General features: G+C 59.2%; 26 protein-coding genes and 1 pseudogene. 13 read left to right on the top strand and 14 right to left on the bottom strand.

Annotation, left to right across the window (positions count from 1 at the left end; all coding sequences use genetic code 11):
- Positions 1-77 precede the first annotated feature (77 nt).
- The 4 genes from AB4N44_RS13325 to AB4N44_RS13310 all read right to left on the bottom strand — a co-directional run bounded on the left by AB4N44_RS13325 (position 78) and on the right by AB4N44_RS13310 (position 4,668).
- Complete coding sequence (locus AB4N44_RS13325; RefSeq protein ID WP_127929871.1) at positions 78-1,031, bottom strand: alpha/beta hydrolase family protein; 954 nt, start codon at positions 1,029-1,031, stop codon at positions 78-80.
- The gene (gene ypfJ / locus AB4N44_RS13320; protein WP_095121652.1) at positions 1,032-1,919 is read right to left on the bottom strand and encodes a KPN_02809 family neutral zinc metallopeptidase; all 888 of its coding nucleotides are present in this window, start codon (positions 1,917-1,919) and stop codon (positions 1,032-1,034) included. It abuts the gene before it with no gap.
- Positions 1,920-2,111: 192 nt separating this feature from the next.
- Positions 2,112-2,945, bottom strand: a complete 834-nt coding sequence (locus AB4N44_RS13315) for an aldo/keto reductase (RefSeq protein ID WP_150751726.1) — start codon at positions 2,943-2,945, stop codon at positions 2,112-2,114.
- Positions 2,929-4,668: an FAD-dependent oxidoreductase gene (locus AB4N44_RS13310; protein WP_460108726.1), complete on the bottom strand. Its 1,740-nt coding sequence runs from the start codon at positions 4,666-4,668 to the stop codon at positions 2,929-2,931. Before AB4N44_RS13310 ends, AB4N44_RS13315 begins: the two co-directional genes overlap by 17 nt.
- A gap of 178 nt (positions 4,669-4,846) precedes the next feature.
- On the opposite strand from AB4N44_RS13310, the gene AB4N44_RS13305 reads away from it, so the two are divergent.
- From AB4N44_RS13305 to AB4N44_RS13290, 4 genes are all read left to right on the top strand, one after another.
- Positions 4,847-5,623 (top strand): IclR family transcriptional regulator, encoded by a 777-nt coding sequence (locus AB4N44_RS13305; protein WP_460108728.1) that lies wholly within the window; start codon positions 4,847-4,849, stop codon positions 5,621-5,623.
- A gap of 251 nt (positions 5,624-5,874) precedes the next feature.
- Positions 5,875-6,936, top strand: a complete 1,062-nt coding sequence (locus AB4N44_RS13300; protein ID WP_127929867.1) for a Gfo/Idh/MocA family protein — start codon at positions 5,875-5,877, stop codon at positions 6,934-6,936.
- A gap of 2 nt (positions 6,937-6,938) precedes the next feature.
- Complete coding sequence (locus AB4N44_RS13295) at positions 6,939-7,754, top strand: sugar phosphate isomerase/epimerase family protein (protein ID WP_460108730.1); 816 nt, start codon at positions 6,939-6,941, stop codon at positions 7,752-7,754.
- 113 nt (positions 7,755-7,867) lie between these two features.
- The gene (locus AB4N44_RS13290) at positions 7,868-8,746 is read left to right on the top strand and encodes a DMT family transporter (protein WP_034153813.1); all 879 of its coding nucleotides are present in this window, start codon (positions 7,868-7,870) and stop codon (positions 8,744-8,746) included.
- A 128-nt stretch (positions 8,747-8,874) separates the two neighbouring features.
- Here the strand turns inward: AB4N44_RS13290 and AB4N44_RS13285 are convergent, their stop codons facing one another.
- Entirely contained in the window at positions 8,875-10,212 is a 1,338-nt protein-coding gene (locus AB4N44_RS13285) for an MFS transporter (RefSeq protein ID WP_064118770.1), read from the bottom strand.
- Between the two features lie 358 nt (positions 10,213-10,570).
- On the opposite strand from AB4N44_RS13285, the gene quiC reads away from it, so the two are divergent.
- Both quiC and AB4N44_RS13275 read left to right on the top strand, forming a co-directional pair.
- Complete coding sequence (gene quiC / locus AB4N44_RS13280; protein ID WP_460108731.1) at positions 10,571-12,472, top strand: 3-dehydroshikimate dehydratase QuiC; 1,902 nt, start codon at positions 10,571-10,573, stop codon at positions 12,470-12,472.
- Positions 12,473-12,573: 101 nt separating this feature from the next.
- Positions 12,574-13,251 (top strand): TetR family transcriptional regulator, encoded by a 678-nt coding sequence (locus AB4N44_RS13275; protein ID WP_016986169.1) that lies wholly within the window; start codon positions 12,574-12,576, stop codon positions 13,249-13,251.
- 107 nt (positions 13,252-13,358) lie between these two features.
- On the opposite strand, the gene AB4N44_RS13270 is transcribed toward AB4N44_RS13275, so the two are convergent.
- Both AB4N44_RS13270 and aroQ read right to left on the bottom strand, forming a co-directional pair.
- Positions 13,359-14,213 carry a shikimate dehydrogenase gene (locus AB4N44_RS13270; protein WP_460108733.1) on the bottom strand — a complete coding sequence of 285 codons (855 nt, stop codon included), beginning with the start codon at positions 14,211-14,213 and terminating at the stop codon, positions 13,359-13,361.
- Positions 14,214-14,218: 5 nt separating this feature from the next.
- On the bottom strand, positions 14,219-14,659 hold the full coding sequence (gene aroQ, locus AB4N44_RS13265; RefSeq protein WP_007909727.1) for a type II 3-dehydroquinate dehydratase: 441 nt from the start codon (positions 14,657-14,659) through the stop codon (positions 14,219-14,221).
- A gap of 330 nt (positions 14,660-14,989) precedes the next feature.
- On the opposite strand from aroQ, the pseudogene AB4N44_RS13260 reads away from it, so the two are divergent.
- Together AB4N44_RS13260 and AB4N44_RS13255 are read left to right on the top strand one after the other, a co-directional pair.
- Positions 14,990-15,417: pseudogene (locus tag AB4N44_RS13260) on the top strand (DUF4160 domain-containing protein).
- The gene (locus AB4N44_RS13255) at positions 15,414-15,860 is read left to right on the top strand and encodes a DUF2442 domain-containing protein (RefSeq protein WP_016986172.1); all 447 of its coding nucleotides are present in this window, start codon (positions 15,414-15,416) and stop codon (positions 15,858-15,860) included. Before AB4N44_RS13260 ends, AB4N44_RS13255 begins: the two are co-directional and overlap by 4 nt.
- A gap of 53 nt (positions 15,861-15,913) precedes the next feature.
- On the opposite strand, the gene trmA is transcribed toward AB4N44_RS13255, so the two are convergent.
- Together trmA and AB4N44_RS13245 are read right to left on the bottom strand one after the other, a co-directional pair.
- On the bottom strand, positions 15,914-16,993 hold the full coding sequence (gene trmA, locus AB4N44_RS13250; protein ID WP_160041902.1) for a tRNA (uridine(54)-C5)-methyltransferase TrmA: 1,080 nt from the start codon (positions 16,991-16,993) through the stop codon (positions 15,914-15,916).
- Positions 16,990-18,285: an NCS2 family permease gene (locus AB4N44_RS13245; RefSeq protein ID WP_127929861.1), complete on the bottom strand. Its 1,296-nt coding sequence runs from the start codon at positions 18,283-18,285 to the stop codon at positions 16,990-16,992. Before AB4N44_RS13245 ends, trmA begins: the two co-directional genes overlap by 4 nt.
- 222 nt (positions 18,286-18,507) lie before the next feature.
- Between AB4N44_RS13245 and AB4N44_RS13240 the strand changes: the two genes are divergently transcribed.
- Positions 18,508-18,957, top strand: coding sequence for a DUF4879 domain-containing protein (locus AB4N44_RS13240; protein ID WP_127929860.1), 450 nt, complete (start codon positions 18,508-18,510; stop codon positions 18,955-18,957).
- A gap of 66 nt (positions 18,958-19,023) precedes the next feature.
- A complete protein-coding gene (locus AB4N44_RS13235) occupies positions 19,024-19,569 on the top strand; it encodes a DJ-1 family glyoxalase III (RefSeq protein ID WP_127929859.1) in 546 nt (181 codons plus the stop codon).
- Positions 19,570-19,581: 12 nt separating this feature from the next.
- On the opposite strand, the gene AB4N44_RS13230 is transcribed toward AB4N44_RS13235, so the two are convergent.
- The 3 genes from AB4N44_RS13230 to AB4N44_RS13220 form a co-directional block, all read right to left on the bottom strand.
- Positions 19,582-19,869: a HigA family addiction module antitoxin gene (locus AB4N44_RS13230; protein ID WP_095048728.1), complete on the bottom strand. Its 288-nt coding sequence runs from the start codon at positions 19,867-19,869 to the stop codon at positions 19,582-19,584.
- Positions 19,870-19,883: 14 nt separating this feature from the next.
- Complete coding sequence (locus AB4N44_RS13225) at positions 19,884-20,162, bottom strand: type II toxin-antitoxin system RelE/ParE family toxin (protein ID WP_127929858.1); 279 nt, start codon at positions 20,160-20,162, stop codon at positions 19,884-19,886.
- 84 nt (positions 20,163-20,246) lie between these two features.
- Positions 20,247-21,485 (bottom strand): MFS transporter, encoded by a 1,239-nt coding sequence (locus tag AB4N44_RS13220; RefSeq protein WP_460108737.1) that lies wholly within the window; start codon positions 21,483-21,485, stop codon positions 20,247-20,249.
- Positions 21,486-21,944: 459 nt separating this feature from the next.
- Between AB4N44_RS13220 and AB4N44_RS13215 the strand changes: the two genes are divergently transcribed.
- The 3 genes from AB4N44_RS13215 (at position 21,945) to AB4N44_RS13205 (ending at position 24,648) form a co-directional block, all read left to right on the top strand.
- The gene (locus AB4N44_RS13215; RefSeq protein ID WP_127929857.1) at positions 21,945-23,393 is read left to right on the top strand and encodes a cytochrome ubiquinol oxidase subunit I; all 1,449 of its coding nucleotides are present in this window, start codon (positions 21,945-21,947) and stop codon (positions 23,391-23,393) included.
- Positions 23,394-23,396: 3 nt separating this feature from the next.
- Positions 23,397-24,404, top strand: a complete 1,008-nt coding sequence (cydB, locus tag AB4N44_RS13210; RefSeq protein ID WP_007909749.1) for a cytochrome d ubiquinol oxidase subunit II — start codon at positions 23,397-23,399, stop codon at positions 24,402-24,404.
- A 76-nt stretch (positions 24,405-24,480) separates the two neighbouring features.
- Entirely contained in the window at positions 24,481-24,648 is a 168-nt protein-coding gene (locus AB4N44_RS13205; protein WP_103303628.1) for a DUF2474 domain-containing protein, read from the top strand.
- 73 nt (positions 24,649-24,721) lie between these two features.
- Here the strand turns inward: AB4N44_RS13205 and AB4N44_RS13200 are convergent, their stop codons facing one another.
- Positions 24,722-25,846, bottom strand: coding sequence for a methyltransferase (locus AB4N44_RS13200; protein WP_127929856.1), 1,125 nt, complete (start codon positions 25,844-25,846; stop codon positions 24,722-24,724).
- Between the two features lie 176 nt (positions 25,847-26,022).
- Positions 26,023-26,736, bottom strand: coding sequence for an autoinducer binding domain-containing protein (locus tag AB4N44_RS13195; protein WP_174245088.1), 714 nt, complete (start codon positions 26,734-26,736; stop codon positions 26,023-26,025).
- Positions 26,737-26,843 lie beyond the last annotated feature (107 nt).

The raw sequence follows: 26,843 nt of genomic DNA, 5'->3' as shown, positions 1-26,843 counted from the left end.
AGGGATTTTGTGTAATGCATCAATCCAATGTGGGAGCGAGCCTGCTCGCGAAGAGGCCAGATCATCCACTGCATAGCTTACTGATCGAACAACGCCTTTTGCCCCTCCGGCGAGGTCAACATCCCATCGCCGTTATGCCCGACCCCGGGCACTTCAACCAACCGCTGATTCACCCCTTCCGGATGCCGACGCAGCAAATACCCGAAGTACAACTTCCCCCGCTCCAGGCGATACGCACCTTGCGCCTCGGCTTCACAACGCTTGTCCAATGCTGGATGCTTGGGATCGACGTCCTGCTGCCCAAGCAGATAAATCACCTCGCGTTTGACGTAACTGCTTTCAAGCTGCAACGGCGTTTGCCCACCGGCATACACCGGCATGTCTGACAGACCGTACTTCCAGCGATTGAAGCCCGCACACTTCGCATGATCAAACGCCACTGGCCGTTGTTCATTGAAGTAGGCATAAGAAGACGGATTGGCCACCACATAGCGCAGACCAATGCCGTTGGCCTTCAGCGCCGGTTGATCCTTGGCCAGCAGGGCATAGCGCTGTACAACCTGGCCGCCGCCGGAATGACCGAAGATTACGATCTGCTTTACGTCCGGAAACTGTTTGCGATCGCTGATCCGTCCGATGATTTCGTCGAGCGCCGCATAGGAACTCAACGGATTCGGCCCTGTGGATAACCCGCCGCCCATCCAGTCGTTGCCCTGCCAGCGCAGGACGGTGGCGGGCAACGAGTACAGGGCAACGTCGCTTTCATTGAGAAACTGCGGGGCAATCACCAAGGTGTGCGTGGTTTGTCCCGCCAGCTCGGCCGCACTCTCGGCGCTTTTGCGATAGGTCTCGGCGTTGCGTAATCGGCCATGAATGACGATCAGCACTCGCTCGATCTTCTCCGGCGCAGGCCCGATGCCTACCGCCATTTCCCCGGCCTTGAGTTGCAAGCGACCGGGGCTGATCGCATCGACACCAGCGGCGTGCGCGGTGCTGCCAACAATCAGTAACGCCAAAAGCCATTTATGCATTTACAGGTTTTTCGCCGCGAAGGTGTCGCACTGGCCGACCTGGCCCTGCGCGAATCCGGTTTTGAACCAGCGCACCCTTTGCGCCGACGTACCGTGAGTAAACGAGTCCGGCACCACACGGCCCTGACCCTGTTGTTGCAGGCGATCATCACCGATGGCGTTGGCCGCATTCAAGGCTTCTTCGATGTCGCCCGGTTCCAGCCAGTTCAAGCGCTTCTGTGCGCTGTAGGCCCAGACACCAGCGAGGCAGTCGGCCTGCAGTTCCTGGCGCACCAGCAAGCCGCCATCGCCTTCCATCTGCCGGCCTTGCTGGCGGGCTGTCTGAATTTTCGCCGAAACGCCAAGAAGCGTCTGCACATGGTGTCCGACTTCATGCGCGATTACGTAGGCCTGAGCAAAGTCCCCGGCGGCTTTGAAGCGTTGTGACATTTCCTGGAAGAACGCCATGTCCAGATAGACCTTCTGGTCCGCCGGGCAATAGAACGGGCCGGTCGCCGAGGTCGCGAGACCGCAGGCGGAATTGACCCGATTACTGAACAGCACCAGGGTCGGGTCTTTATATTGCCGGCCAGCCTGTTGGAAAATCGTGCCCCAGGTGTCTTCGGTATCGCCAAGGATCGAGCGGACGAATTCGGCTTGCTCATCGTTGGCTGGCGGCGCCTGACGGGTTTGCGAGGTCGGCGCCGATTGTTGGGTGGATTGCCCGGCGAGCTGGCCGAGAATCTGCAACGGGTCTTGCCCGGTGATCCAGCCAATACCGACGATCAGCAGAATCGCGCCCAGGCTCAGGCCCTTGCCACCGCCGAAACGCATGCCGCCACCGCCGCCGGCATCATCACCACGGGCATCGACGACGTTGTCACTGCGTCGGCCTTTTTTCCATAGCATGTGGGAATCCTCTGTGTGTATCGGGTGGTGATGAGTGTTGCTGTTGTGTGAGTGTGGCGCCAGTCCGGTCGTCCGTCTATTGGCCACACGCAAACAGGCCCGGCCTCGTGCTGACGAGGTCGGGCCTGTTATTGACGGTCTGGCGCGCGGCAAATTCAATCCCGCGCAGGATTTCTATCGCTGGATTATCAATCAGCGATCAAACGCATCCCACTCAGGGGCGAAATCCGGACTGACCTGACGTTCACGTTTCGATAGCGCGGCGATCAGCGCCCGATCCTCATCGTCGAGTTCGACCTTCAGCGAGGCGAGGTTGGCCAGTTGATTGGTCTGGCTGCTGGCCTTGGGAATGGCCGCGACGTTGGGCTGATCGAGCAACCATTTCAGTGCGACCTGCGTCGGCAGTACGCCGTGCTTTTTGGCGATCTGTTGAATCTGCGGGATGTCCGAGACCTTGTTGCGTGCCAGTGGGGTGTAGGCCGTCAGTGCCATGTCGTGTTGACGAGCGTAGTCGAGCAGGGCGTTTTGCCCGAGCAGGACGTGGTACTCGACCTGAATCGCTGACAGACCAATCCCATATTCCTCGACGACTTTGCGTAGCAGGGGCAGCGGAAAATTCGCCACGCCGATGTTGCGCGCCAGGCCTTGCTCCTTGAACGAGGCCAACGTGGCGAGGGTGCTTGGCAAATCCCAGTCGGTGGTCGGCCAGTGGATCATGAACAGGTCGACGTAATCACTGCGCAGGGCTGTGAGGCTGCGATCCATGGAGTGGCGCATCGCGTCGGGTTGCAACTGGTCCCACCAGACCTTGGTGGTGACATGAATCTGTTCGCGCGGTGTCGGCGTATTCGCCAACGCTTGTCCGACGGCGTCTTCGTTGTTGTAGGCCGCTGCCGTGTCGATGTGGCGATAACCCAGTTCCAGCGCCTGCTCTACTGCGTGGGTGCATTCGTCGCCGAGCATTGGCCAGGTGCCGAGGCCAAGTTTTGGCATGTTCAAACCCTGGGCGTTAACGATGTGCTGCATGGTCGATCTCCTGTTCGAAAGCAGTGATGTCGGCAATATGCCGGGCGGCGATGTAACCGAAAGTCAGTGCCGGGCCGAGGTTGATCCCGCCCGCCGGATAGTGGCCGCCCATGATGCTGGCCATGTCGCCACCCGCCGCGTAGAGGCCGGCGATGGGCTGTTCGTTGGCATCCAGCACTTGCGCATGTGGATTGACCTTGAGGCCGGCAAACGTGCCAAAGCAGCCCGGCTGGACTTTCACGGCGTAGTACGGGCCGGTATCTATTGGGGCAACGCAGGGGTTGGGAAGGTTCGCCGGATCACCCTGTTTGCGGTTGTAGGGAGTTGCGCCGCGACCGAACAACGGGTCTTCGCCGTGACGGGCATGGCGGTTGTAGTTATCCACAGTCTGGCGCAAGCCGCTCGGGTCGATGCCGCAGGCGAGGGCCAATTCTTCAACGGTGTTGCCGGTTTTCAGATAGCCGCTGCGGATAAATGCTGACACGGGCAGCGGAAATGGCCGCGATATGCCCAAGCCATAACGACGTTGAAAGGCGCGAGTGCAAATTAGCCAGGAAGCAACTTCTTCACCTTCCGGCGCAGCAGCGACCATGGCGCTGACGTAGTCGTAGTAACCGTTGGCTTCGTTGACGAAACGTTGGCCGTTGCGCAGAACCCCGATGATCCCGGGTTTGCCGCGCTCGATGATGTGTGGGAAATGACCAATGCTGCCGTCGGAATGTGGCACTTGCGATACCGGCGCCCACGCCACGGGCGAAGCCACATCGGTATTGACCCGCGCACCGACGCTTTCGCCCAGACGCAAACCATCGCCGTTGACGGCCAGCGGTGGTAGCGCCCAATGCTCGTGACCGGTCGGCGTGCGCGGAAACAAGTTTTTGCGCCGCTCGATGTCATTGGCAAAACCACCCGCGGCGAGTACTACGGCTTTGCGTGCATGAATGCGGATCGGGCCCTTGCGGGTGTTGACCAGCGCGCCCGAGACGCGCGAGCCATCACGCAGCAATTCAGTCACAGGCGCCGATTCCCACAGCAACACGCCGAGGTCTTCGGCGGACTTCGCCAGCCGTGCCACCAGTGCCACGCCGTTGACCAGTTGCATCGCCCGGCCATGCACTGCGAGGTCGAACAGGTGCCGAGTGAAACGTTGGGTCACATGCCATGCGGCTTTCATTGAGCGCGTCAGATTGAGGAAGGCCGACAGATCCACCCCGGCCATGATCGGCATGCCCATGAAGGACGTTTCGCGCAGGGTGGTACGAAGGCGCCTGAGCAAACGTCCGACCTTGCGTCCGTCGTAAGGCGCCGCGATGACCGAGCGACCGCCAGTGCCGGCCCCCGGCGTGTCGCCATGAATGTCGGCAATGGCATTGCCATCGGCAAATTGCAGCGCGGTGTGCTGCTCGAAAAACGCGACCATGCGCGGCCCCGCTTCAAGGAAGGCGTCGATCATCGTCGAATCAAAATGCTCACCCAGTTCATGGCGCAAATAGGTGCGCGGTTGTTCGATGTCTTCGACGATTCCAGCGCGACGGGCCAGCGGATTGCACGGCACCCAAGCCCAGCCACCCGACCACGCAGTGGCGCCACCGAACACCGGGTCTTTCTCGACAACGATGACTTTCAAGCCATGCCACGCGGCGGTGACGGCGGCCGATAACCCGGCGGCGCCAGAACCGACGACCAATACGTCGCAGTCGATATCAGGGAGTTCGGCAGACATGAAAGCAACGCTCCAGCGGTGAATTATTTTTGGAATTTGATTCCAGAAAATAACCAGTGGTGCACTCGATCGACAAGCCTCGATCAAACAAAACGGGCGGTTATCGAACACACGGTTCCAGATTTCGCTTTGCCGCCGATGTCTTCTAGAATCGGCAAAATTTCCTTTGGATATCCCCATGGCCGGCAGTCAAATCGAACGGGTTTTCAGTGTGCTGGAAAGCCTTACCAGTGATTCGCGCGGGCTGCCGATGCAGACCTTGGCCGAGCAACTGGATATTCCGAAAAGCGCGACACACCGCCTGCTCGCCGAGCTGATCCGTCTGGGCTACGTGCGGCAGAATCCGGAAACCTTGCGTTATCACTTGTCGACCAAACTGGTGGCGATGGGCTTTCAATACCTGTCGAGCAGCGGTGCCGACATCGTCCAGCCGGTACTCGACCGACTGGCGCAGGAAACCGGTGAACTGGTGCGTCTGGGCGTGATCGACGGCGAGCGCCAGACCTGGATCGCCAAGGCGCAAGGCGCGCGCAGCGGTCTGCGTTACGACCCGGACATGGGCCGCGATGCGCCGCTGTTCTACACCGCGTCCGGGCATGCGTGGCTGGCGTGCATGAGCGATGCCGAGGCGTTGTCGATGGTCGAGCGTCAGGCGGCGGAAGTGCCAGTGGGCGTGGGGCCGAATGCGCCGCGCTCGAATATCGAATTGCTGGAACGGCTGCGTCTGGCGCGGGAACAAGGCTATGCCTGCGTTGAGGAGAGTTCGGCGGTCGGCACTTCGGCGATTGCGGCGGTGGTGAAACACCCTGCGGATGGGCGGGTGATCGGTGTGCTGAGTATCGCCGGGCCGAGTGCGCGGATGCCGGGGGCGCGGTTGCATGAACTGGCGCCGCTGTTGCTGACATTCACCGAAGAATTATCAGCAGCAAGCCTGGCCTCAGAACTGTTTGTCTGATCCGAATTCACAATTCACATAGGCCCCCTGTGGGAGCGAGCCTGCTCGCGAAAGCGGTGTGTCAGTCACTTTTTATTTCATTGACGTACCGCATTCGCGAGCAGGCTCGCTCCCACATTTGATTTTGGGTTGATCAGGAAAATTGTGCGGTGTTCGCACGGTTTTGCGGTTGATGGGTGTTTGATTCTGGAACTCGGTTCTAAATTGTTTGCGGAGTGTTATTCCGAGAACAATCACAAGAGGACCGCACCTTGAATTCGCCCCTTCGAATCGCCCTGATCGGCGCCGGCAACATGGGCCAGCAACATTATCGGCACCTGCAAACCCTCAGCGAAGCGACGCTGTGCGCAGTGGCTGATCCCGGGCCGCAAGTCGCAGCGCTTGCGGCTGAATGGGGCGTCAGACATTTCGCCGATAATCGTCAAATGCTTGAGCAGATCAGGCCAGACGCGGTGATCGTCGCCAATCCGAATAATCAACATGTCAGCACAGCGCTCGATTGCCTGGCGGCGGGTGTGCCGGTGTTGCTGGAAAAACCGGTCGGTGTGCATCTGGACGAAGCGCGCAAGCTGGTCGCGGCGGTCAAAAGCAGCGGCGTTCCGGTACTGGTCGGCCACCACCGACGCCACAATCCGCTGATCGTTCGCGCTCATGAGTTGGTGCAGAGCGGGGCGCTTGGGCGGCTAACCACGGTGACCGCACTGTTCCAGTTGCGCAAGCCGGACAGTTATTTCGAGATCCCCTGGCGCCGCGAACCGGGTGCCGGGATGTTGCTGACCAATCTGATTCACGACCTCGACCTGCTACGCCATCTGTGCGGTGAGGTGCGCTCGGTGCAAGCGATCACCGACAACACCGTGCGCGGTTTTGCCAATGAAGACAGCGCGGCGGTGTTGCTGCAATTCGAAGGTGGCACATTGGCAACCCTGAGCGGGTCCGACGCAGTGGCTGCGCCGTGGAGTTGGGAGCTGGGTTCCGGTGAGAACCCAGTCTATCCGCGTCAGGCCGGTCAGCCCTGTTATCTGCTGGCCGGGACCGCTGGTGCCTTGAGCATTCCGCAACTCAAGCGTTGGCATTACGCCGCTGATCAGGTCGACGCCGGTTGGCATGAACCGTTGTTGATGGTCGAAGAGTCCTACAGCGGTGACGATGCTTTGCGCTTGCAGTTACAGCATTTCGTACGCGTGGCACGGCGTGAAGTCGAGCCGCTGGTGAGTGCGGCCGACGCGGCGCGCACTTTGGCGCTGATCGAAGCCATACGCGAGGCCGCCGCCACCGGTCGTACCTGCTCCCCTGCGTTGATCGAGGCTTGAACATGAGTGAACGAATCCTCTCCTTGGCCAGCCTTACGGTACTGGAGTTGTCGCCGCCGCAAATGGTTGAAGTGGCCGCGCGCGCCGGTTACAGCCATGTCGGCTTGCGCCTGGAACCGGCGACGCCTGAGGAGCATCATTTCCCGTTGGTCGCTGATGCTGAATTGCGCCGTCAGACCTTGCAGCGCCTGCGCGATACCGGCATCCGTGTGCTCGACGTGGAAATCCTGCGTTTGAAACCGCAGACCGTCGTCGCCGATTTCGCGAAACTTCTGACAGTGGGCGCGGAATTTGGCGCCACGGAATTACTCATCGCCGGTAATGATCCTGACGAGCAACGACTCACCGACAACTTCGCCGCCCTGTGCGATCTGGCCGCGCCTTACGGGTTGCACCCGCATCTGGAGTTCATGCCTTGGACCGATGCGCGCGATCTTCAGCAAGCGCTGCGCATTGTCGAGCATGCTGATCGGGAAAACGCTGCGGTGCTGGTCGATGCCTTTCACTTTGATCGTTCGTCGTCACGCTTGGACGATCTGGCAAACGTGCCGGCGTCACGCCTGCGCTATGCACAATTATGTGATGTCGCGGGGCCGAGACCGTTAGACATGGCCGAGATCTTGCGTCAGGCGCGCAACGAGCGGCGGTTTCCCGGCGAGGGCGATTGCGATCTGCTCGGGTTGTTGAAAGCGCTGCCGACTAATATTCCACTGAGTCTGGAAATTCCCACGGTGAAACTGTTGGAGCAGGGCGTGAGCGGATTAGAGCGAGCGCAGAGGGCCATCGACAGAACCCGGGAATTGTTGGCGCGGTTGTAAGCGCTGCTGCGCACCTTTCGCGGGCAAGCCCGCTCCCACAGGGAACGTGCCGTTCCTGGGGGCGAGACTTGCCTGCGAAGATTTTTGTTTTTTGGGGCACACAAGGAAATCCAATGACCGTCAGCACCCCGCTCTCCGGAGTCAACCAACCCTTCAAGGGGATCTTGCTGATTGTCGTGGCAACCTTCCTGTTCTCCAGTCACGACGCGCTGTCGAAATACCTGTCCGGTTTCTATCCGATCGTGATGGTGGTCTGGGCGCGCTACCTGGTGCACACCTTGCTCATGGCGGGGATTTTTCTGCCGCAGTCCGGGTTGCGCGTCCTGCGCACCAAGAAGCCGTTGTGGCAGTTGGTTCGGGCACTTTGCCTGCTCGGCACCAGCCTGTTTTTCACCACGGCGCTGTTGTACATCCCATTGGCGGAAGCCACGGCGGTCAACTTTCTTGCGCCGGTTTTGGTGACGGCATTGTCCGTGCCGCTGCTCAAAGAGCGGGTAACACGTGGCCAATGGATTGCAGTGATTTGCGGTTTTATCGGCGTGCTGATCATCGTCCATCCCGGCGGTGAGTTGTTCACACCGGCGGTGTTGCTGCCGTTCTGTTCGGCGCTGTTTTTCTGCTTTTATCAATTGCTGACGCGCAAGCTCGCCGAAGTCGATAGCCCGACCACCAGCAACTTTTTTGCCGGGCTGTGCAACACGCTGGTGATGAGTGCACTGGTGCCGTTCTTCTGGCAGGTGCCGACGTTGACCCACGCCGGGCTGATGCTGGCGTTGGGCAGCTGTGGGATGACGGCGCATTTGTTTCTCACCCAGGCATTCCGCCATGCCGCGCCGGCGCTACTGGCGCCGTTCGGTTATTGCCAGATTGTGTTTGCGGGGTTGTTGGGCTGGCTGCTGTTCAATCACACGCCGAGTCTGTTGACGATTATCGGCATCGCAGTGATCTGTTGCAGCGGACTGGCGGCAGCGTGGCAGCAGAGCCGTCGTTGAGTAGGTTACGCAAAACCTTGTAGGAGTGAGCCTGCTCGCGATGGCGGTGTGTCAGTCGATGGAAGTTTTGACTGACACTAAGCCATCGCGAGCAGGCTCACTCCTACAGTTAGCGTCGTGTAGGCAGGTTATTCGGTGATGGTCGGAATCTTGCGCGGTGCCATGAAGTACATCCACGTCAGCGCAATGAAATACATCGCCGGAATCAGGGTGAACAACACGGTGTAGTTGTTGTTGGTGACGGTGAGAATGTGACCGACGATCTGAGTCATGAACATCCCGCCGATCGCCGCGCACATGCCGCCGAAACCGAACACCGTGCTCATCATGTGCTTGGGCGTGTAGTCCATCACCAGGCTCCAGATGTTCGCCGTCCAGGCTTGGTGCGCGCCGATCGCCAGAGAAATCGCCGCCACCGCCACCCAAAGATTGGCAGAGCCAGCCGCCATGACCACGCCGATGATGCAGCAGGCAAACAGGAACATCGACAGCAGCCGCGCCTTGATCGAATTCATCCCGCGACCGATCAGGAACGAAGACAGAATCCCGCCGCCGACGCTGCCGAAGTCCGCCGTGACGTAGATGATGATCAGCGGAATGCCCATCTGGGTGACGTTGATGCCCAGGTTGTATTGCTGATTGAGAAACGGCGGCAGCCAGTACAGGTAGAACCAGAACACCGGCGCGGTCAGCGAGTAGGCGAGGGCGAAGGCCCAGGTACCGCGCATCCGCAGAATCTTCGAGAACGGTACGCGGGCCTGTTCCGGTTCGACTTCTTGCTGGATGTAGTCCAGTTCGGACTGTTTGACGCTCGGGTGATCTTCCGGGTTGAAGTACTTCAAGCCCCAGAACAGCAACCAGATCCCGCCGAGTGCCGACATGCACAGGAACGCCGCTTGCCAGCCCCAGACGTGCAGGACCAATGGCAGCAGCATCGGCGTGAACATCGCGCCGACGTTGGTGCCGGCGTTGAAAATGCCGGTGGCCACTGCACGTTCGCCGGCCGGGAACCACAGGCGCGTGGTTTTCACGCAGGCCGGGTAGTTCGCCGCTTCGGTCAGACCGAGGATGAACCGGCAGACCATGAAACCAACGGCCGAAGTCGCCAGACCGTGGGCACCAGTGGCCAGGCTCCAGAGCAGCACGGCGCAGAAGAACACGCGTTTGACGCCGACCCGGTCGATCAGGCGACCCTGCAGGACGAAACCGATCGCGTAGCCGACCTGAAACCAGAAGTTGATGTTGGCGTAATCCATCGCCGTCCAGCTCATTTCCTTGGCGAGGATCGGCTGCATGACGCCGAGGGCGGCGCGGTCGATATAGTTCAGGGTGGTGGCGAAAAACACCAGCGCCAGCATGCCCCAACGGGTCTTGCCGACGGCCATGGCGCCGCGGATCTTGTCGCCGATGCCACCCGTGGCAGTGCTCATGGCCGGAGCCATGCGGGAAGTCTGTGAAGGAATCATGTGTTCCACCCGTTTTTGGATTTGTTATTTGGTGTGCTTTTTACTTGCACGCTGCGACCGGTGGTTCAGATCCGGACTCAATGTGCAGTCGATGTTGGGCAGTGGACGAAAAATCGTCAATTCGCCAAACCGCCATTGTGTTCGATAATCGCACGCAAAACTAACCGGGTAGTACACTTTAAATTGCTGCCGCGATCGATGCAGCCAATAATTTCCCTACTATAAAAACCCATCCCATGTAGCAGCTGCCGCAGACTGCGATCTTTTGATTGTGCTTGTGACGAATAAAGATCAAACGATCGCAGCCTTCGGCGGCTCCTACAGTAAAGATAAAGCGGCGCAGTCCGGGAGTTGAAACATGCAGCGTTCCATTGCCACCGTTTCCTTGAGCGGCACCCTGCCGGAAAAACTCGAAGCCATCGCCGCCGCCGGGTTCGACGGGGTGGAGATTTTCGAAAACGACCTCCTGTACTACGACGGCAGTCCACGGGAAATTAAACAGATGTGCGCCGATCTCGGCATCGCCATCACGCTGTTTCAGCCGTTCCGCGATTTCGAAGGCTGCCGTCGCGATCGCCTGGCGCGCAATCTTGAGCGCGCCGAGCGCAAGTTCGACCTGATGCAGGAACTGGGCACCGATCTGGTGCTGGTCTGCAGCAATGCCTCGGCCGACAGCGTCGGCGATCAGCAAATTCTAGTCGATGATCTGCGCCTGTTGGCCGAGCACGCTGGCGCGCGCGGCTTGCGCATTGGTTACGAAGCGCTGGCCTGGGGCCGTCACGTCAACACTTATCAACAGGTCTGGGACATCGTGCGTCAGGCCGATCACCCGAGCCTCGGCGTCTTGCTCGACAGTTTTCACACCTTGTCGTTGAAGGGCGATCCAAGCGCTATCGCCGACATTCCGGGCGAGAAGATCTTCTTCGTACAAATGGCCGATGCACCGATCCTGGCCATGGACGTGTTGGAGTGGAGCCGGCATTTCCGCTGCTTCCCTGGGCAAGGCGAGTTCGATCTGCCGGGGTTCCTCGCGCCGATTATTCAAAGCGGTTACACCGGGCCGCTGTCGCTGGAAATCTTCAATGACGGTTTCCGTGCCGCGCCGCCACGGGCCAATGCCGCCGACGGTTTGCGTTCGCTGCTGTATCTGGAAGAGAAGACCCGCCAGCGTCTGGAGCAGGAAACCAAACCTGTGACCAACCGCGAAATTCTCTTCGAAACGCCGAAGGCCAGCGAGTACAACGGCATCGAGTTTCTTGAGTTTGCCGTTGATGAAAGCCTTGGCGCCAAGCTGTCGAACTGGCTGGAGCGCCTCGGGTTCGTCAAGGCCGGGCAGCACCGCTCCAAGAGTGTGAGCCTGCTGCGTCAGGGCGACATCAATCTGATCCTCAACTCCGAACCGTATTCGTTTGCTCACAGCTTTTTCGAGGCTCACGGCCCGTCGCTGTGCGCCACCGCCGTGCGGGTCAAGGACAGCGCCAGTGCGCTAGCCCGCGCCGTCGCCTACAAAGGTCAGCCCTATCGCGGACTGGTCGGCCCTAATGAACTGGAGCTGGCGGCAGTGCGCGCCCCGGACGGTAGCCTGATCTATCTGGTCGATGAACAGGCTGATGTCTACGGCACCGATTTCAATCTGCTGGCAGATGCGCCGGCACGCGGTGGTCTCAAGCGTATCGATCACATGGCCATGGCGCTGCCGGCCGACAGCCTCGACAGTTGGGTGCTGTTCTACAAGAGCCTGCTGGATTTCGAGGCGGACGACGAAGTGGTGCTGCCGGACCCGTACGGGCTGGTGAAGAGCCGTGCGCTGCGTAGCCGCGACAGTTCGATCCGCTTGCCGCTGAACATTTCCGAGAACCGCAACACCGCGATCTCCCACGCGCTGTCGAGTTATCGCGGCTCCGGTGTGCATCACATCGCCTTCGATTGTGACGACATCTTCGCCGAAGTCAGTCGCGCCAAAGAAGCCGGCGTGCCGTTGCTGGACATCCCGCTCAATTATTACGACGACCTTGCTGCGCGCTTCGATTTCGATGACGAGTTTCTCAGTGAACTGGCGTATTACAACGTTCTGTACGACCGTGATGCACAGGGCGGTGAGTTGTTCCACGTCTACACCGAACCGTTCGAAGGGCGTTTCTTCTTCGAGATCATCCAACGCAAGAACGGCTATGCCGGTTACGGCGCGGCTAACGTCGCGGTGCGTCTGGCGGCGATGGCCAAATCACGCAGTGGCGCCGTGCGCCAGGCGAAGTTGTAGGAAATTCGTAAACGCGGGATTAAACACGGGCCGCGCGGCTTCCTTCACTGTGCTGCGCGGCCCATAATCGCCGCCTGTGCAGTGATGGCCGTGAGCCCGCAATGACGATGAATACAGAACTTTCCGCAGCTCCTGAAGTGTCCGCTGTAGAGCCGCGCAAGAGTCGCAAGAACAACCCGGAAAAGACCCGCGAGAACATCCTGCAGGAGGCGATCGTCGAGTTCGTCCAGCAAGGCTTGTCGGGGGCTCGCGTCGATGCGATCGCCGAGCGTATCCACACCTCCAAACGCATGATCTATTACTACTTCGGCAGTAAGGAGCAGTTGTACGTCGAGGTGCTGGAAAAGCTTTACGGCGATATCCGCAGCACCGAAAACCGTCTGCATCTGGCCGAGCTGGCGCCGGTTGAGGCGATTCGGCGATTGGTCGAGTTCACTTTCGATCACCACGACCGCAACGTCGATTTCGTGCGCATCGTCAGCATCGAAAATATCCACAACGCTGAATACGTGAAGCGTTCCGATGCGATCAAGGCGATGAACAACACCATTCTTGATTCACTCGGCGAGATTTTGCGTCGTGGCGCCGAAGAGGGTGTGTTCCGCGCGGGTCTGGACGCGCTGGATGTGCATTTGCTGATCAGTTCGTTCTGCTTCTACCGGGTGTCGAACCGGCACACGTTTGGCGAGATTTTTCAGATCGATCTGCCGGATGAAAGCATCAAACAGCGGCATCGCGAGATGATTTGCGAGTCCGTTTTGCGCTACCTGCAAGCCTGACGTATATCCCCTTGTGGGAGCGAGCCTGCTCGCGAAAGCGGTGTGTCAGTCAGTAAATATGTTGACTGAAGGCACGCCTTCGCGAGCAGGCTCGCTCCCACAGGTTTTTAGCCATTCATGCTTTGAAAATGCGCGAGCATCCGCTGCGCATCCGGCACCACGCCGCTGAACAATTCAAACGCCTTCACCGCCTGAAACACCGCCATGTTGCCGCCATCCAGCGTCCGGCAACCCAGCGCGCGGGCGTTGCGCAGCAGTTCGGTTTCCAGCGGGAAATACACGATCTCCGCCACCCACAATTCCTTGCGCAGCAGCTCGACCGGCACCGGCATGCCCGGCAGTTTGGCCATGCCCATCGGCGTGGTGTTCACCAGCCCGTCAGCCTGATTCAGCGTGCTCGGCAGATCATGCCCGGCGATCGCACGAGCAACGCCGAAATGCTCATTGAGATTGTTCGCCAGGCTTTCGGCGCGCTCACGGTCGACGTCGAAAATACTCAGTTGTTGTACGCCTTCGCTCAACAGGGCGTGGGCCACTGCTGCACCCGCGCCGCCGGCACCCATCTGGACTACACGCTCGCGGGCGGCGTCTTTCAGACCTCGGCGAAAACCTTCGGCGAAACCAAGGCAGTCCGTGTTGTGACCCACACGTTTGCCGTCCTTCAGCACTACCGTGTTCACCGCGCCGATGCCTTTGGCTTCCGGCGACAACTCATCGAGCAGCGGGATGATTGCCTGCTTGCACGGGAAAGTAATGTTCAATCCGGTGTAGTGCATCCGCTCGGCCGCCAGCAGCAGGTCGGGCAGGGCAGTGCTGTCCATGTTCAGTTGATCGAGATCGATCAGTCGGTACAGATAACGCAGGCCTTGGGCATCACCTTCGTGCTCATGCAGCGCTGGCGTGCGCGAGGCCTGAATGCCGGCGCCGATCAGCCCGGCGAGTATTACGTTAGAGCGAGACATGCGCGTTACCCCTTCAACCGCTGGCTGAAATGTTCCAGTGCCAGTCGATAGCCGTGACTGCCAAAACCGGCCATTACCGCTGTGGCAATCGCCGAGACGAACGAGTGATGACGGAACGGTTCGCGGGCGTGGACATTGGACAGGTGCACTTCAATCACCGGCAGTTCGCTGGCCACCAGCGCATCGCGAATCGCTACCGAGGTGTGCGTCCACGCCGCCGGATTGATCACGATCCCGGCGCAACGACCGCGAGCCGCGTGAATCCAGTCGAGCAGTTCGCCTTCGTGGTTGGTCTGGCGAAATTCCACGGCCAGGCCGAATTCTTCGCCAGCGCGACCGCACAAGGCCGAGATGTCCGCCAGGGTTTCGTGACCGTAAGTGGCCGGCTCGCGAGTGCCGAGCAGGTTCAGGTTCGGGCCGTTGAGCACCAGAACGATAGGGGGCATGAGGGGTAACTCCACTTATTGTTTTTGGCTTTGGCCGAGGGTTTCAGCCTGTGGAGATAAAATGTACTAGATGGTTACCATGGTCAATTGAAGTGCCTGAGCCCAGGATTTTTGTGTTCGGTAATCGCACCAAGGCTGTTTCATACTTGATGTTGTTCGAATCGTAACGACAGTTTTGCTTACGTTTTCCCTCGAAGATTTACCGACTCCTGGCCCATGCCGGCGCTAGCCTGAGAGAAGAGCGGAGCCGCTTGCGTTTTACGGCACCGGTCGTCGGATTTGAAAGGATTATCGGATCCTGAAATTTATTAACCTAACGGATGGGTTAGCATGAATGTGTGCAACTACAAGGGATTGTCGATACGCGTAATGTTGCGGAATGAGCATTGCCCACCGCACGCTCATGTAAATGCGGGCGCCTGGAGTGCGCGATTCCATTTCAGCTTTTGGCACAACGACATTGATCTGTGGGATGTCGTGCCGCTGTCTCGTCGACCGACGATGGCTGTATTGGAGGGTTTGTGTCGATCGTTGGGGCATCCCGTTCATCTGCGTCGCGCACGAGGATCTGGTGGTCAGGTTTGCAAACCGTCTGTCTCGGCAATCAAGTGTGGGACTGCGAATCAAACGAGGTACCCGTGATGAAACTGGTTACCGATACGACTTACAGAATCGCTGCGGCGCGCTACGAACCAGAAGAAGACAAGTTGCTTCTGACATTGGTTGGCAAACCGGAAGGAGTTGAAATCCATTTATGAAAGTCATTAAGGCAAAGCCGTCCGTACATCGACCACTGACGGAAGAAATGCTCGATGCAGCCATAAAGCTTGGTGAAGTACGACAGGCCAGCAGTTTCCAAGCTGTTTCTGTGTGCTTTGAAAAATCATCTTTGGTCATCCGTTTTGAGGATGGCAGCGGTGTGTTGCTTCCGGTGAACCAGTATCCAGAGTTTGACGGGTTTGATGCAGGCGATTACGAGGGACTAACCGTCGGATTCGCAGGCACTGCGCTTTGCCATGAGGGCAAAGACCTTGACGTTTCCATTGCCGGGATGATTTCAGCGAGCCAGTCACTCATGAAGATGGCTGCGTCGGTGGTTGCATCGCGTAACGGTCGTCAAAGCAGTGCTGCAAAGTCCGAAGCTGCTCGAGCGAATGGCAAAAAGGGCGGGCGACCACGCAAGGCCGATCCCGCGTTGTAAAACCACAAAAAAGCCGTCAATCACGACGGCTTTTTCGCATCAGCGCCCCGCAATCAACGCCGGGTCAGCAACACACCCGATTCCATGTGATGCGTCCACGGGAACTGGTCAAACAACGCGCACTGGGTAATACGGTGCGTGTCGTGCAACTGGGCGATGTTCGCCGCCAAAGTTTCCGGGTTGCAGGAGATGTACAGGATGTTGTCGAAGCGGCGGGTCAGCTCGCAGGTGTCCGGGTCCATGCCGGCGCGCGGCGGGTCGACGAAGACGCTGCCGAACTCGTAGCTCTTCAGGTCGATGCCTTGCAGGCGGCGGAACGGGCGCACTTCGTTGAGCGCTTCGGTCAGTTCTTCGGCAGACAAACGCACCAGAGTGACGTTATCCACAGCGTTTTCGCTGAGGTTGCTCAATGCAGCGTTGACCGAGGTCTTGCTGATTTCGGTGGCCAGGACTTTGCGCACGCGAGTGGCGAGCGGCAGGGTGAAGTTGCCGTTGCCGCAGTACAGCTCCAGCAGATCGTCTGTGCGATCGCCCAATGCCTCGTACGCCCAGTTCAGCATCTTCTGGTTCACGGTGCCGTTTGGCTGGGTGAACGCGCCTTCCGGCTGGCGATAGCTGAAGGTGCGACCGCCGACTTCGAGTTTCTCGACCACGTAATCGAGGCCAAGCACTTCGCGTTTGCCCTTCGAGCGACCGATGATGCTGACGCCGAGATCCGCCGATAGCTTGGTGGCTGCCGCGTGCCAGTGTTCGTCCAGCGGACGGTGATAGCACAGGGTGATCATCGCATCGCCGGCCAGCGTGGTCAGGAATTCCACCTGAAACAGCTTGTGGCTCAGCGCCGAACTGGCCTGCCACGCCGCTTTCAACTGCGGCATCAACTGATTGATGCGCAGGCTGGCGATCGGGAACTCTTCGATGAGGATCGGCGTGCGTTTGTCGTCCTGAGCGAACATCGCGTAATGACGATCACCGCCCTCGCGCCACAGGCGGAACTCGGCACGCAGACGGAAGTTCTGCAGCGGCGAGTCGAACACCGTTGGCTCGGGGGCATCGAACGGCGCCAGCAGATCACGCAAGCGCGTGACCTTGGCTTCTAGTTGCTCGGCGTAGGCCTGGGAATCGAAAGTCATGCGTTGAACCAACCCAACTTGATCACGAACAGAATCGACAGAATCACCAGCGCCGGGTTCAGCTCACGGGCGCGGCCCGACAGCAGCTTGATCACGGTCCAGGAGATGAAACCGAACGCGATGCCGTTGGCGATCGAGTAAGTGAACGGCATGGCCAGCGCGGTCACGACAACTGGCGCGGCGACGGTGATGTCATCCCAGTCTATTTCCGCCAGGCCCGAAGTCATCAACACGGCGACGAACAGCAGTGCCGGTGCGGTGGCGAACGCCGGAACGCTGGCCGCCAGTGGCGAGAAGAACAGCGCCAGCAGGAACAGAATCGCCACGACGATGGCCGTCAGACCGGTACGGCCGCCCGCACTCACGCCGGCAGCGGATTCGATGTAACTGGTGGTGGTCGACGTACCCAGCAACGAACCGGCCATGGCCGCGGTGCTGTCGGCGATCAGGGCGCGGCCCATTTTCGGCATGTGGCCGTCCTTGCCCATCAGGCCGGCACGCTTGGCGACGCCGATCAGGGTGCCGGAGTTGTCGAACAGGTCGACGAACAGGAAGGCGAAGATCACGCTGACCAAACCGATGTCCAGTGCGCCTTTGATGTCCAGTTGCAGGAAAGTCGGAGCCAGCGAAGGTGGCATCGAGGTAACGCCACCAAACGGGGTGAAGCCCATCACGATGGAGGTGATGGTCACCGCGAGAATGCCGATCAGTACCGCACCGCGCACTTTCAGCGCTTCGAGGGCAACGATCAGGGCAAAACCCAGGGTGGCGAGAATCGGTGCCGGCGCTTTCAGGTCACCGAGGCCGACCATGGTTGCCGGGTTGCTGACGACGATGCCGGCGTTGTGCAGGGCGATCAGCGCCAGGAACAGGCCGATACCAGCGGCAATTGCCGAGCGCAGCGGCAGCGGGATGCTGTTGATGATCCATTCACGGATGCGGAAGATCGACAGCAGGAAGAACAGCACGGCGGAAATGAACACCGCACCCAACGCCACTTGCCAGGTGTGGCCCATGTGCAGAACCACGGTGTAGGTGAAGAAGGCGTTCAGACCCATGCCCGGGGCGAGGGCGATCGGGTAGTTGGCGATCAGACCCATGACGGTCGAACCGATGGCGGCCGCCAGACAGGTGGCGACAAACACCGCACCCTTGTCCATACCGGTCTCACCGAGAATGCTCGGGTTGACGAACAGAATGTAGGCCATGGCCAAGAAAGTCGTGATGCCCGCCAGAATCTCGGTGCGCACGTTGGTGTTGTGTGCCTTGAGTTGAAACAGCCTTTCCAGCATGTCTGCTCCCCGTGGCGCGCGTGGCGCCGTGAATGTATCGACCTCAACAGCAAAGCACAGACCGTCGCAAGCGCCTGAAAAATTGTGGTGGGCCGGAAAAAGCCGCGCATCATACCAGCAGCGTGAGGAATATGGCGGTTGTTGGTGTCGATCGTCGGCGAAGTTTTGCGTTGATGCCAACTGCGCCATACTGCGCGCTGATTTTTTCCGGGCGGGAAGCGCATGAGCAAGTGCTGGATGAAGGTTTTGGGTTTGATTGCCGTACTGATGGCCGGGATGTCGACAGCCTGGGCGGCATCGGCCCCACCGTTGACGCAAGTGAAAGTGATCAAGGTGCAATCGCCAGCCTGTGGTCTTGAAGACATCGCCGATGGGCAGGCGCAGACCCAGTGCAATCACAGCGGACCGAATATCAAGGTCTATGTGCTCGAAGTCGGCTACGGCAAGAGCCAGCCTCAGGTCGCACTGGACGGTTTTGAAGTGAACGGCACACGTGCCCCGGTGTGTGCTTTTGATAACGGCAACCTGACCGAATGCACTCCCGGTAATAAAACCGTCGGTTCTCTTTATACCTTCGATCTGGCGGGCAAGCAGGAAGGCACCTTCAGCTTCAGCAACACTTCCATCAACGCGCCACGCAACACAATGTCGACCCAGCTTTACATCAAGTAACGGCTGTTGCAGCGCGATCCGGGTGAAGCTGACTACGCTTCACGTATCACCCAGCGGATAGCGCCCATGACCTTTAGAGCCCTGATTACCCTCGCCGAGGGCATCGATGATCTGCAAAGCGTGACCCTGATCGATGTGTTGCGCCGCGCCGGTATTGAGGTAGTGGCGGCGAGCATCGAAGGTCGGCGCATGCTCACCTGCGCGCGCGGCACACGCCTGACCGCCGACGGCATGCTGGTCGATGTGCTGGCGCAAACCTTCGACCTGATCGTCCTGCCCGGCGGTGTTGTCGGTTCACAACATCTGGCCGCGCACCAACCTCTGCAACAGTTGCTCAAGGATCAGGCCAGCGCCGGACGCCTGTTCGCCGCCATCGCCGAATCCCCGGCCGTCACCCTGCAAACCTTCGGCGTGCTGCGCCAGCGGCGCATGACCTGCCTGCCCAGCGCCAGCCATCAACTCTCGGGCTGTACGTTTGTTGATCAACCGGTGGTGGTCGACGGCAACTGCGTCACCGCACAAGGCTCAAGCGCTGCGCTGGAGTTTGCCTTGACGCTGGTCGAGCAACTCGGCGGCAAGGCATTGCGGGTGAAAGTGGCGGGGGAGTTGTAGTGGCTGGAGGTGTCAGGCGTGGACAGCGATCAGTTCGATAACCGGTTGCTCCCGATGCTCCGCTTGCCACAGATCATAGTCGGTTTGTACGCCTAGCCACACGCGCGCCTTGCCAATGCCAGCACGCTCAAGACGTACAGCCAGATCCGGGCTGATTGGCGCATGTCCGTGTAATACACGTGAAAGATGCGGGCGTGCGAAGCCCAAGTGTCGGGCCAATTCGGTCACGCTGATGCCAAGCTCGGGCAAGACATCCATCAGCAGTGTTTCACCGGGGTGTGGCGGGTTGTGCATGGGCATGAGCCTGCCTCCTGTCAGTGGTAGTCCAGATAATCGACCAATTCGATGTCCGAACCGACAAAACGAAAGATCACTCGCCAGTTGCCTGAAACGCTCAGCGACCAGTACTCCGTCAGCTCACCTTTCAATGGATGCAGGCGCCAGCCCGGAAGATCCAAGTCTGCGGGAATCGTAGCGCGATCCATGAACTGCAGCATGCGCGACAGCCGTTTTGCGTGGTCGGCACGAATCCCGCGAGTCGAACCTGTTTCATAGAAGCCGCGAAGGCCTTTGTGCTGAAAGGATTTGATCATGGGCTCGAGTGTAAGGCGATACATTACACTCAGTGCGGTAACTATGTACCGCACATTTTCAGTTGTCTTGTGCTTTGGAGGTTGTCAGACCTTCACCTCTTCCACCGGCACATGCATCCGGTCCCGGTTAGCCAGTGTCGGGAACAACTTGATCCACGTCCCGGTCACCACCAGCGTGCCGATTCCGCCCATCACCACCGCCGGCACCGTGCCGAACCAGTGGGCGGTGACGCCGGATTCGAATTCGCCGAGCTGATTGGAAGCACCGATAAACAGCCCGTTCACCGCGCTGACCCGGCCGCGCATTTCGTCCGGGGTTTCCAGCTGCACGAAAGACGCACGGATGACCATGCTGATCATGTCCGCCGCGCCGAGTACCACCAGCACTGCCAGCGAGAACCAGAACGAGGTCGACAGGCCGAAGGCGATGGTGGCGACGCCGAAGATGCCCACCGCTGTGAACATCACCCGACCGACATTGCGCTCCACGGCAAACCGCGCGAGGAACAGCGACATCCCCAGTGCGCCGACCGCCGGTGCCGAACGCAGCAACCCGAGGCCCCACGGCCCGGTCAGCAGAATGTCTTTGGCAAATACCGGCAGCAGCGCCGTGGCCCCGCCGAGCAGTACCGCAAACAAATCCAGCGAAATCGCCCCGAGAATGTCCGGGCGGCTGCGAATGAAGCGAATCCCCGCCAGCAACGAGTCCAGCGTGGCTTTGCCTTTGTTCAACGGCGTTTGCCGCGCGGGCAGGTTGAGCATCAGCGTGCAGGCGATCACATAGAGCAGCACGGTCGGGCCATATACCCAGACGCTGCCGAATGCGTAGAGCAAACCGCCCAGCGCAGGTGCGACGATCGTGGCCGATTGCTGTGCCGACTGCGCCGCCGCCACTGCTCGAGGGAACAGTGCGCTGGGCACGATGCTGGGCAGCAGTGCCTGAGTGGTCGGCATCTCGAACGAACGCGCCGCGCCAAGCAGTAAGGCGAGGATGAAGATCATCTCGCGGGTCACGTGATCGGTGGCGCTGCCAATCGCCAGCGCCAAGGCGATCAACGCCTGCAACGACTGACAGATTGCTGCCACTTTGCGCCGGTCGTAGCGGTCGGCCACATGTCCGGTGTGCAGCATGAACAGCACACGCGGCGCGAATTCGACCAGACCGACCAAGCCCAGATCGAGCACGTTGCCGGTCAGTTGGTAGAGGTTCCAGCCGATCGCCACGGTAAGCATCTGAAATCCGCTGGCGGTAAAGATCCGTGCGAACCAGAAAGCGAGAAACGGACGATGGTGACGTAACAGCAGGGGCTCTTGACTGGGCATCTGAAGGCAGGTCTGGCTCGAGGGGAACCGCGAGGTTATCACCAGTCTGTAACAGGAAGTTGCTATGACAAAAAATTTAGTTAGGAAGACATCGATTTTTTGCGGTGCAGATTGATTCTGCTGTTCGGGGATTTGCTTCGTTCTCGAGATCTGTACTGTTTTCCTCGCCCTCAGCGCTCCAGGGATTTGTTGCAGGGCTTTGCCAAGGTTGTGAGGCAACTTGTCACGCGGCAAACGACCACGCAGTTCATCGGCAAAAATGGGACTACTCTTTCAACGTTGCTTGATCCAGATCAAGACCCCGAACGGAATTGATCCGGTGGCCAGTTGGCCAGACTCCCTGCGTTGCGATGGTTGTTTAAAAAGAACGAATCAGAATTCGCCGCACTCCATATCCGTGGGGGCAGTGGGTGCAGGCCTCCGGGTCCGCAGCCGGTATTACCTGACAGAGGAAGCCATATGTTCGGTTTAGAGGCACTAGATCTCGCCCGAATTCAGTTCGCGTTCACCATCTCGTTCCACATCCTGTTCCCGGCCATCACCATTGGCCTGGCGAGTTACCTCGCGGTACTCGAAGGCCTGTGGCTGAAAACCCATAACGACACCTACCGTGACCTCTACCATTTCTGGTCGAAGATCTTCGCCGTCAACTTCGGCATGGGCGTGGTCTCGGGGTTGGTCATGGCCTACCAGTTCGGCACCAACTGGAGCCGCTTCTCGGACTTCGCCGGCGCCGTCACCGGGCCATTGCTGACCTATGAAGTGCTCACGGCGTTCTTCCTCGAGGCCGGTTTCCTTGGTGTGATGCTGTTTGGCTGGAACAAGGTCGGGCGCGGCCTGCACTTCTTTTCCACCGTCATGGTGGCAATCGGCACGCTGATTTCGACCTTCTGGATTCTCGCCTCCAACAGCTGGATGCAAACGCCGCAGGGCTTTGAAATCATCAACGGTCAGGTAATTCCTACTGACTGGCTGGCGATCATCTTCAACCCATCGTTCCCGTATCGCTTGATGCACATGGCAACGGCTGCGTTTGTCGCCACGGCATTCTTCGTCGGCTCCTCGGCGGCCTGGCACTTGCTGCGCGGCAAGGACAATCCGGCGATCCGCACGATGCTGTCGATGGCAATGTGGATGGCGCTGATTGTCGCGCCGATCCAGGCGGTCATCGGCGACTTCCATGGTCTCAATACGCTCAAGCACCAACCGGCAAAAATCGCTGCGATCGAAGGTCACTGGGAAAACCACGGTGATGAAGCGACGCCGCTGATCCTGTTCGGCTGGCCGGACATGAAAGAAGAGAAAACCAAGTTCGCCGTGGAGATCCCATACCTCGGCAGCCTGATCCTGACCCACTCGCTGGACAAACAGGTGCCGGCGCTCAAGGAGTTTCCGCCGGAAGACCGGCCGAATTCGACCATTGTGTTCTGGTCGTTCCGGATCATGGTTGGCCTTGGTTTCCTGATGATCTTCACCGGTTTGTGGAGCCTGTGGCTGCGCAAACGCGACACGCTCTACACCTCGCGCCCTTTCCTCTATCTGGCGTTGTGGATGGGGCCGTCCGGTTTGATCGCGATTCTCGCTGGCTGGTTCACCACTGAAATCGGCCGTCAGCCGTGGGTGGTCTACGGGCTGATGCGCACGGCGGATGCGTCTTCAAACCACAGCTTCATGCAGATGAGCATCACCCTGATCATGTTTGTGGTGGTGTACTTCGCCCTGTTCGGTGCTGGTCTCGGTTACATGATGCGTCTGGTGCGCAAAGGGCCGAAGATCAGCGAAGGCACGGAAACGCCGGACGGTGGTCCAGGCAAGAAACGCACACCGGCCCGTCCGTTGTCCGCTGCCGACGACTCGGCCGATGCCGATCACGGCGACGACGACATTCGCGTGACCAAGGAGATTTGACTCATGGGTATTGATCTTCCGCTGATCTGGGCCGTGATCATCATCTTCGGCATCATGATGTACGTGGTCATGGACGGCTTCGACCTGGGGATCGGGATTCTCTTCCCGTTCATCCCCGGTAAAGTCGACCGTGACGTGATGATGAACACCGTCGCCCCGGTCTGGGACGGCAACGAAACCTGGCTGGTACTGGGCGGCGCGGCGTTGTTTGGCGCGTTCCCGCTGGCCTATTCGGTGGTGTTGTCGGCGCTGTATCTGCCGCTGATCTTCATGCTGATCGGCCTGATCTTTCGTGGTGTGGCCTTCGAGTTCCGCTTCAAGGCCAAGGATGACAAGCGTCACCTGTGGGACAAGGCATTCATCGGCGGCTCGGTGGCGGCAACGTTCTTTCAGGGCGTGGCGCTGGGCGCGTTCATCGATGGCTTGCCGGTGGTCAATCGGCAGTTCGCCGGTGGATCACTGGACTGGCTGACACCGTTCACAATGTTCTGCGGCGCCGCGCTGGTGGTGGCCTATGCCTTGCTCGGCTGCACCTGGTTGATCATGAAAACCGAAGGCAAGCTCCAGGAACAGATGCATGACCTGGCACGGCCATTGGCTTTCGTACTGCTGGCCGTGATCGGTATTGTCAGTATCTGGACGCCGCTGGCTCATCCGGATATTGCCACCCGCTGGTTCAGCATGCCCAACCTGTTCTGGTTCATGCCGGTGCCGATTCTGGTGCTGGTGACCATGTACGGTCTGATCCGCGCCGTGGCGCGCAACGCCAACTACATGCCGTTCCTGCTGACCCTGGTGCTGATCTTCCTCGGCTACAGCGGTCTGGGCATCAGCCTGTGGCCGAACATCGTGCCGCCGTCGATCTCGATCTGGGACGCCGCCGCACCGCCGCAAAGTCAGGGCTTCATGCTGGTGGGGACGCTGTTCATCATCCCGTTCATCCTGGGTTACACCTTCTGGAGCTACTACGTGTTCCGCGGCAAGGTTACCCATGAAGACGGCTATCACTAAGCAAAACCTGTGGGAGCGAGCCTGCTCGCGATGGCGTCGGCAATGGCGCCATCAATCTTGAAGAGGTTTGAAGAAAATGACTGGAAAACATTCCCTGCACGACATTGAAGAAGCCGAAAAAAAGCCGCTTTGGCAGCGGCTCGGCTGGTTGGCTCTGATCTGGGCCGGTAGCGTCGGTGTGCTGTTTATCGCCGCCAGCCTGATGCGCATGTTCATGAATGCCGCAGGTCTGACCACCCACTGAATCATCCCCGTCCCGGCGCCTTCGGGTACGGCTTTGCAACCCTCCTTGCGGAGGGTTTTTTTTGCCTGGCGGTTTACTTGCGGGCTTTGAGAATCACGAATTTCGGCGTGGCAGCCACTTGCTCAACGCCGCGAAACAGCCGCGCCAGTTTGCTGTGGTAACCCAGGTGACGGTTGCCGACGATGTACAGCGCGCCGCCCACCACCAACGCTTCGCGCGCCTGCTGGAACATACGCCAGGCGAGGAAGTCGCCAACCACCTGCTGCTGATGGAATGGCGGATTGCACAGCACCACGTCCAGCGATTGTGGTTCCTGCCCGGCCAGACCATCGCCGGCCCGCACGATCACTTCGCGATCACCCAGCGCTGCGCGCCAGTTCTCGGCAGCCGATTGCACGGCCATGAACGATTCGTCGATCAGCGTGTAATGCGCATCGGGGTTTTGCAGCGCACTCGCGATGGCCAGAACCCCGTTGCCACAGCCCAGATCGGCAACTCGGGCGCTACCAAGGTTTTTCGGCAGATGCGGGAGGAAGGCGCGCGTGCCGATGTCCAGGCCTTCGCGGCAGAACACGTTGGCGTGGTTGAGCAACTCGATCGACGGTTCGTCGAGGCGATACCGCGAAGGGTAGGGCGAGACGGCCGGGGCTTTCGCTTCAGGTGTGGCGATCAACAGCCGCGCTTTCTTCACCGCCAGAGAGGCTTGTACCGGGCCGATGTAGCGCTCAAGCAAGTCACCGGCAGCGCGTGGCAGGTGTTTGACCATGGCTGCAGCGACCACTTCGGCACCGGGTGCGAGCTGCCCTTGCAAGCGGATCAGTTGTTCTTCCAGCAGCGCGAGGGTTTTCGGCACGCGGATCAGCACACGATCGAACGGTCCGACCAATGGCTCGCTGGCGGGTATCCCGCGAATGGCGTCGAACGCCTGGCCATTGCGCAGCAGGTTTTTTTCCAGCCCCTGAAACCCCAGAAACGAGTCGCCGCTGCTGCTGACCTTGACCTTGCCCAGCAAGCTGGCCGCCAGCGCACCGAAGCTGTCGTTGAGCACCAATACCCGCGTGTCAGCCGTCGGTTGCTGCGCGGCCAGATGGTTGAGCAGGTATTCGTCGGCCGCATCGAAGGCCTGCAACGGTTCATTCTGCTGCTCGGGCTGGCGGATCAGGTCGAGTTGGGCGAAGGGTGTTTCAAGCAAAGGCATCGGGCGGGAACTCAGGGTAATCAACGGGGTGTTCCGCAGCCTGACAGTGTGCGGCGGAACCGACTGAGTGTAATGCAACGCAGAATGTTCACGTCATCACTCAAGAGGGTCTCAAATGGTACGGTTTTTTTGCTGTTATTACCCGCATGTTTTGTAAAGGAGGCAAGGCTGATCGACTAGATGATGTGCGCTCTGACGGCGGCGATGACAGCGGAAATCTTGTTGCAGACGTTGAGCTTCTCGATCACGTTCTGCACGTGATAGTTCACCGTGCGTTCGCTCAGGCTAAGGATCTTCGATATCTCATAGGCCGTTTTGCCACCTGCGGATAACTGCAAAACCTCCAGTTCCCTTGGGGAAAGGTGTGGATGGCGGGGTTTGAGAGAATGAGGCGGCAGTGTCCGGGCAAACATTTCACTCAAGTGACTGGCGGCATAGAACATGTAACCGAAATGCTCATACAGCTCCAGAGGGCTGATCGAGTAATGTTTTCGGGCAAGGCTGATAATACTGCACAAGCCACTCTGCTCGTGATGGAACGACTGCGACCAGCCATTTTGCAGTCCATGTTGCTGTAATCCCTCCCATATCGGCCGGGCGTCGGCAAATACTGATTCGCACCAGACAATGGGAGTCATCGAGTGATTGCAGTGTGCTATTAGTGGGTCGACTTTACTGTAACGGTTTTCTTCATATTGTAAGTTCCATTCTTTAGGGTAGTTATTGATTTGCAAGGTCTTAAGAGGCAGGTCCCGATGGAGTGAAACAACCGAAATTTCACAAAAATTGAATCCGAGGTTTTCGGCGAATCGCAGCAGAATCGGATAAGCAGCATCTACTCCCTTGGCAAACGTCAGTTGTTTCAATTGTGATTCCTTCCATGTTTCCATTTCTGAACACTCCATTGACGTTGCGGGGGGCGCGGAATGGATCCAAAGGATCCGGCACGCAACGAGGTGTAGGATGTTTCTTACGGAGTGCTTTAAATTTTTTCGGT

The sequence above is a fragment of the Pseudomonas sp. S3_C06 genome (genome assembly GCF_054667675.1).
Note: the sequence above shows the minus strand (reverse complement) of the source record. Positions and strands in the feature narration are given on the sequence as shown.

Bases quoted from the DNA above. Each gene is read 5' to 3' on its own strand.
- AB4N44_RS13325 (WP_127929871.1), bottom strand. From the start codon at position 1,031: ATGCATAAATGGCTTTTGGCGTTACTGATTGTTGGCAGCACCGCGCAC.
- AB4N44_RS13245 (WP_127929861.1), bottom strand. From the start codon at position 18,285: ATGCTGGAAAGGCTGTTTCAACTCAAGGCACACAACACCAACGTGCGC.
- AB4N44_RS13200 (WP_127929856.1), bottom strand. From the start codon at position 25,846: ATGCCTTTGCTTGAAACACCCTTCGCCCAACTCGACCTGATCCGCCAG.
- AB4N44_RS13235 (WP_127929859.1), top strand. From the start codon at position 19,024: ATGACCTTTAGAGCCCTGATTACCCTCGCCGAGGGCATCGATGATCTG.
- AB4N44_RS13225 (WP_127929858.1), bottom strand. From the start codon at position 20,162: ATGATCAAATCCTTTCAGCACAAAGGCCTTCGCGGCTTCTATGAAACA.
- AB4N44_RS13275 (WP_016986169.1), top strand. From the start codon at position 12,574: ATGACGATGAATACAGAACTTTCCGCAGCTCCTGAAGTGTCCGCTGTA.
- AB4N44_RS13205 (WP_103303628.1), top strand. From the start codon at position 24,481: ATGACTGGAAAACATTCCCTGCACGACATTGAAGAAGCCGAAAAAAAG.
- quiC (WP_460108731.1), top strand. From the start codon at position 10,571: ATGCAGCGTTCCATTGCCACCGTTTCCTTGAGCGGCACCCTGCCGGAA.
- trmA (WP_160041902.1), bottom strand. From the start codon at position 16,993: ATGACTTTCGATTCCCAGGCCTACGCCGAGCAACTAGAAGCCAAGGTC.
- AB4N44_RS13285 (WP_064118770.1), bottom strand. From the start codon at position 10,212: ATGATTCCTTCACAGACTTCCCGCATGGCTCCGGCCATGAGCACTGCC.
- ypfJ (WP_095121652.1), bottom strand. From the start codon at position 1,919: ATGCTATGGAAAAAAGGCCGACGCAGTGACAACGTCGTCGATGCCCGT.
- AB4N44_RS13270 (WP_460108733.1), bottom strand. From the start codon at position 14,213: ATGTCTCGCTCTAACGTAATACTCGCCGGGCTGATCGGCGCCGGCATT.
- AB4N44_RS13195 (WP_174245088.1), bottom strand. From the start codon at position 26,736: ATGGAAACATGGAAGGAATCACAATTGAAACAACTGACGTTTGCCAAG.
- AB4N44_RS13240 (WP_127929860.1), top strand. From the start codon at position 18,508: ATGAGCAAGTGCTGGATGAAGGTTTTGGGTTTGATTGCCGTACTGATG.
- aroQ (WP_007909727.1), bottom strand. From the start codon at position 14,659: ATGCCCCCTATCGTTCTGGTGCTCAACGGCCCGAACCTGAACCTGCTC.
- AB4N44_RS13255 (WP_016986172.1), top strand. From the start codon at position 15,414: ATGAAAGTCATTAAGGCAAAGCCGTCCGTACATCGACCACTGACGGAA.
- AB4N44_RS13295 (WP_460108730.1), top strand. From the start codon at position 6,939: ATGAGTGAACGAATCCTCTCCTTGGCCAGCCTTACGGTACTGGAGTTG.
- AB4N44_RS13220 (WP_460108737.1), bottom strand. From the start codon at position 21,485: ATGCCCAGTCAAGAGCCCCTGCTGTTACGTCACCATCGTCCGTTTCTC.
- AB4N44_RS13230 (WP_095048728.1), bottom strand. From the start codon at position 19,869: ATGCCCATGCACAACCCGCCACACCCCGGTGAAACACTGCTGATGGAT.
- AB4N44_RS13215 (WP_127929857.1), top strand. From the start codon at position 21,945: ATGTTCGGTTTAGAGGCACTAGATCTCGCCCGAATTCAGTTCGCGTTC.
- AB4N44_RS13310 (WP_460108726.1), bottom strand. From the start codon at position 4,668: ATGTCTGCCGAACTCCCTGATATCGACTGCGACGTATTGGTCGTCGGT.
- AB4N44_RS13305 (WP_460108728.1), top strand. From the start codon at position 4,847: ATGGCCGGCAGTCAAATCGAACGGGTTTTCAGTGTGCTGGAAAGCCTT.
- AB4N44_RS13315 (WP_150751726.1), bottom strand. From the start codon at position 2,945: ATGCAGCACATCGTTAACGCCCAGGGTTTGAACATGCCAAAACTTGGC.
- cydB (WP_007909749.1), top strand. From the start codon at position 23,397: ATGGGTATTGATCTTCCGCTGATCTGGGCCGTGATCATCATCTTCGGC.
- AB4N44_RS13290 (WP_034153813.1), top strand. From the start codon at position 7,868: ATGACCGTCAGCACCCCGCTCTCCGGAGTCAACCAACCCTTCAAGGGG.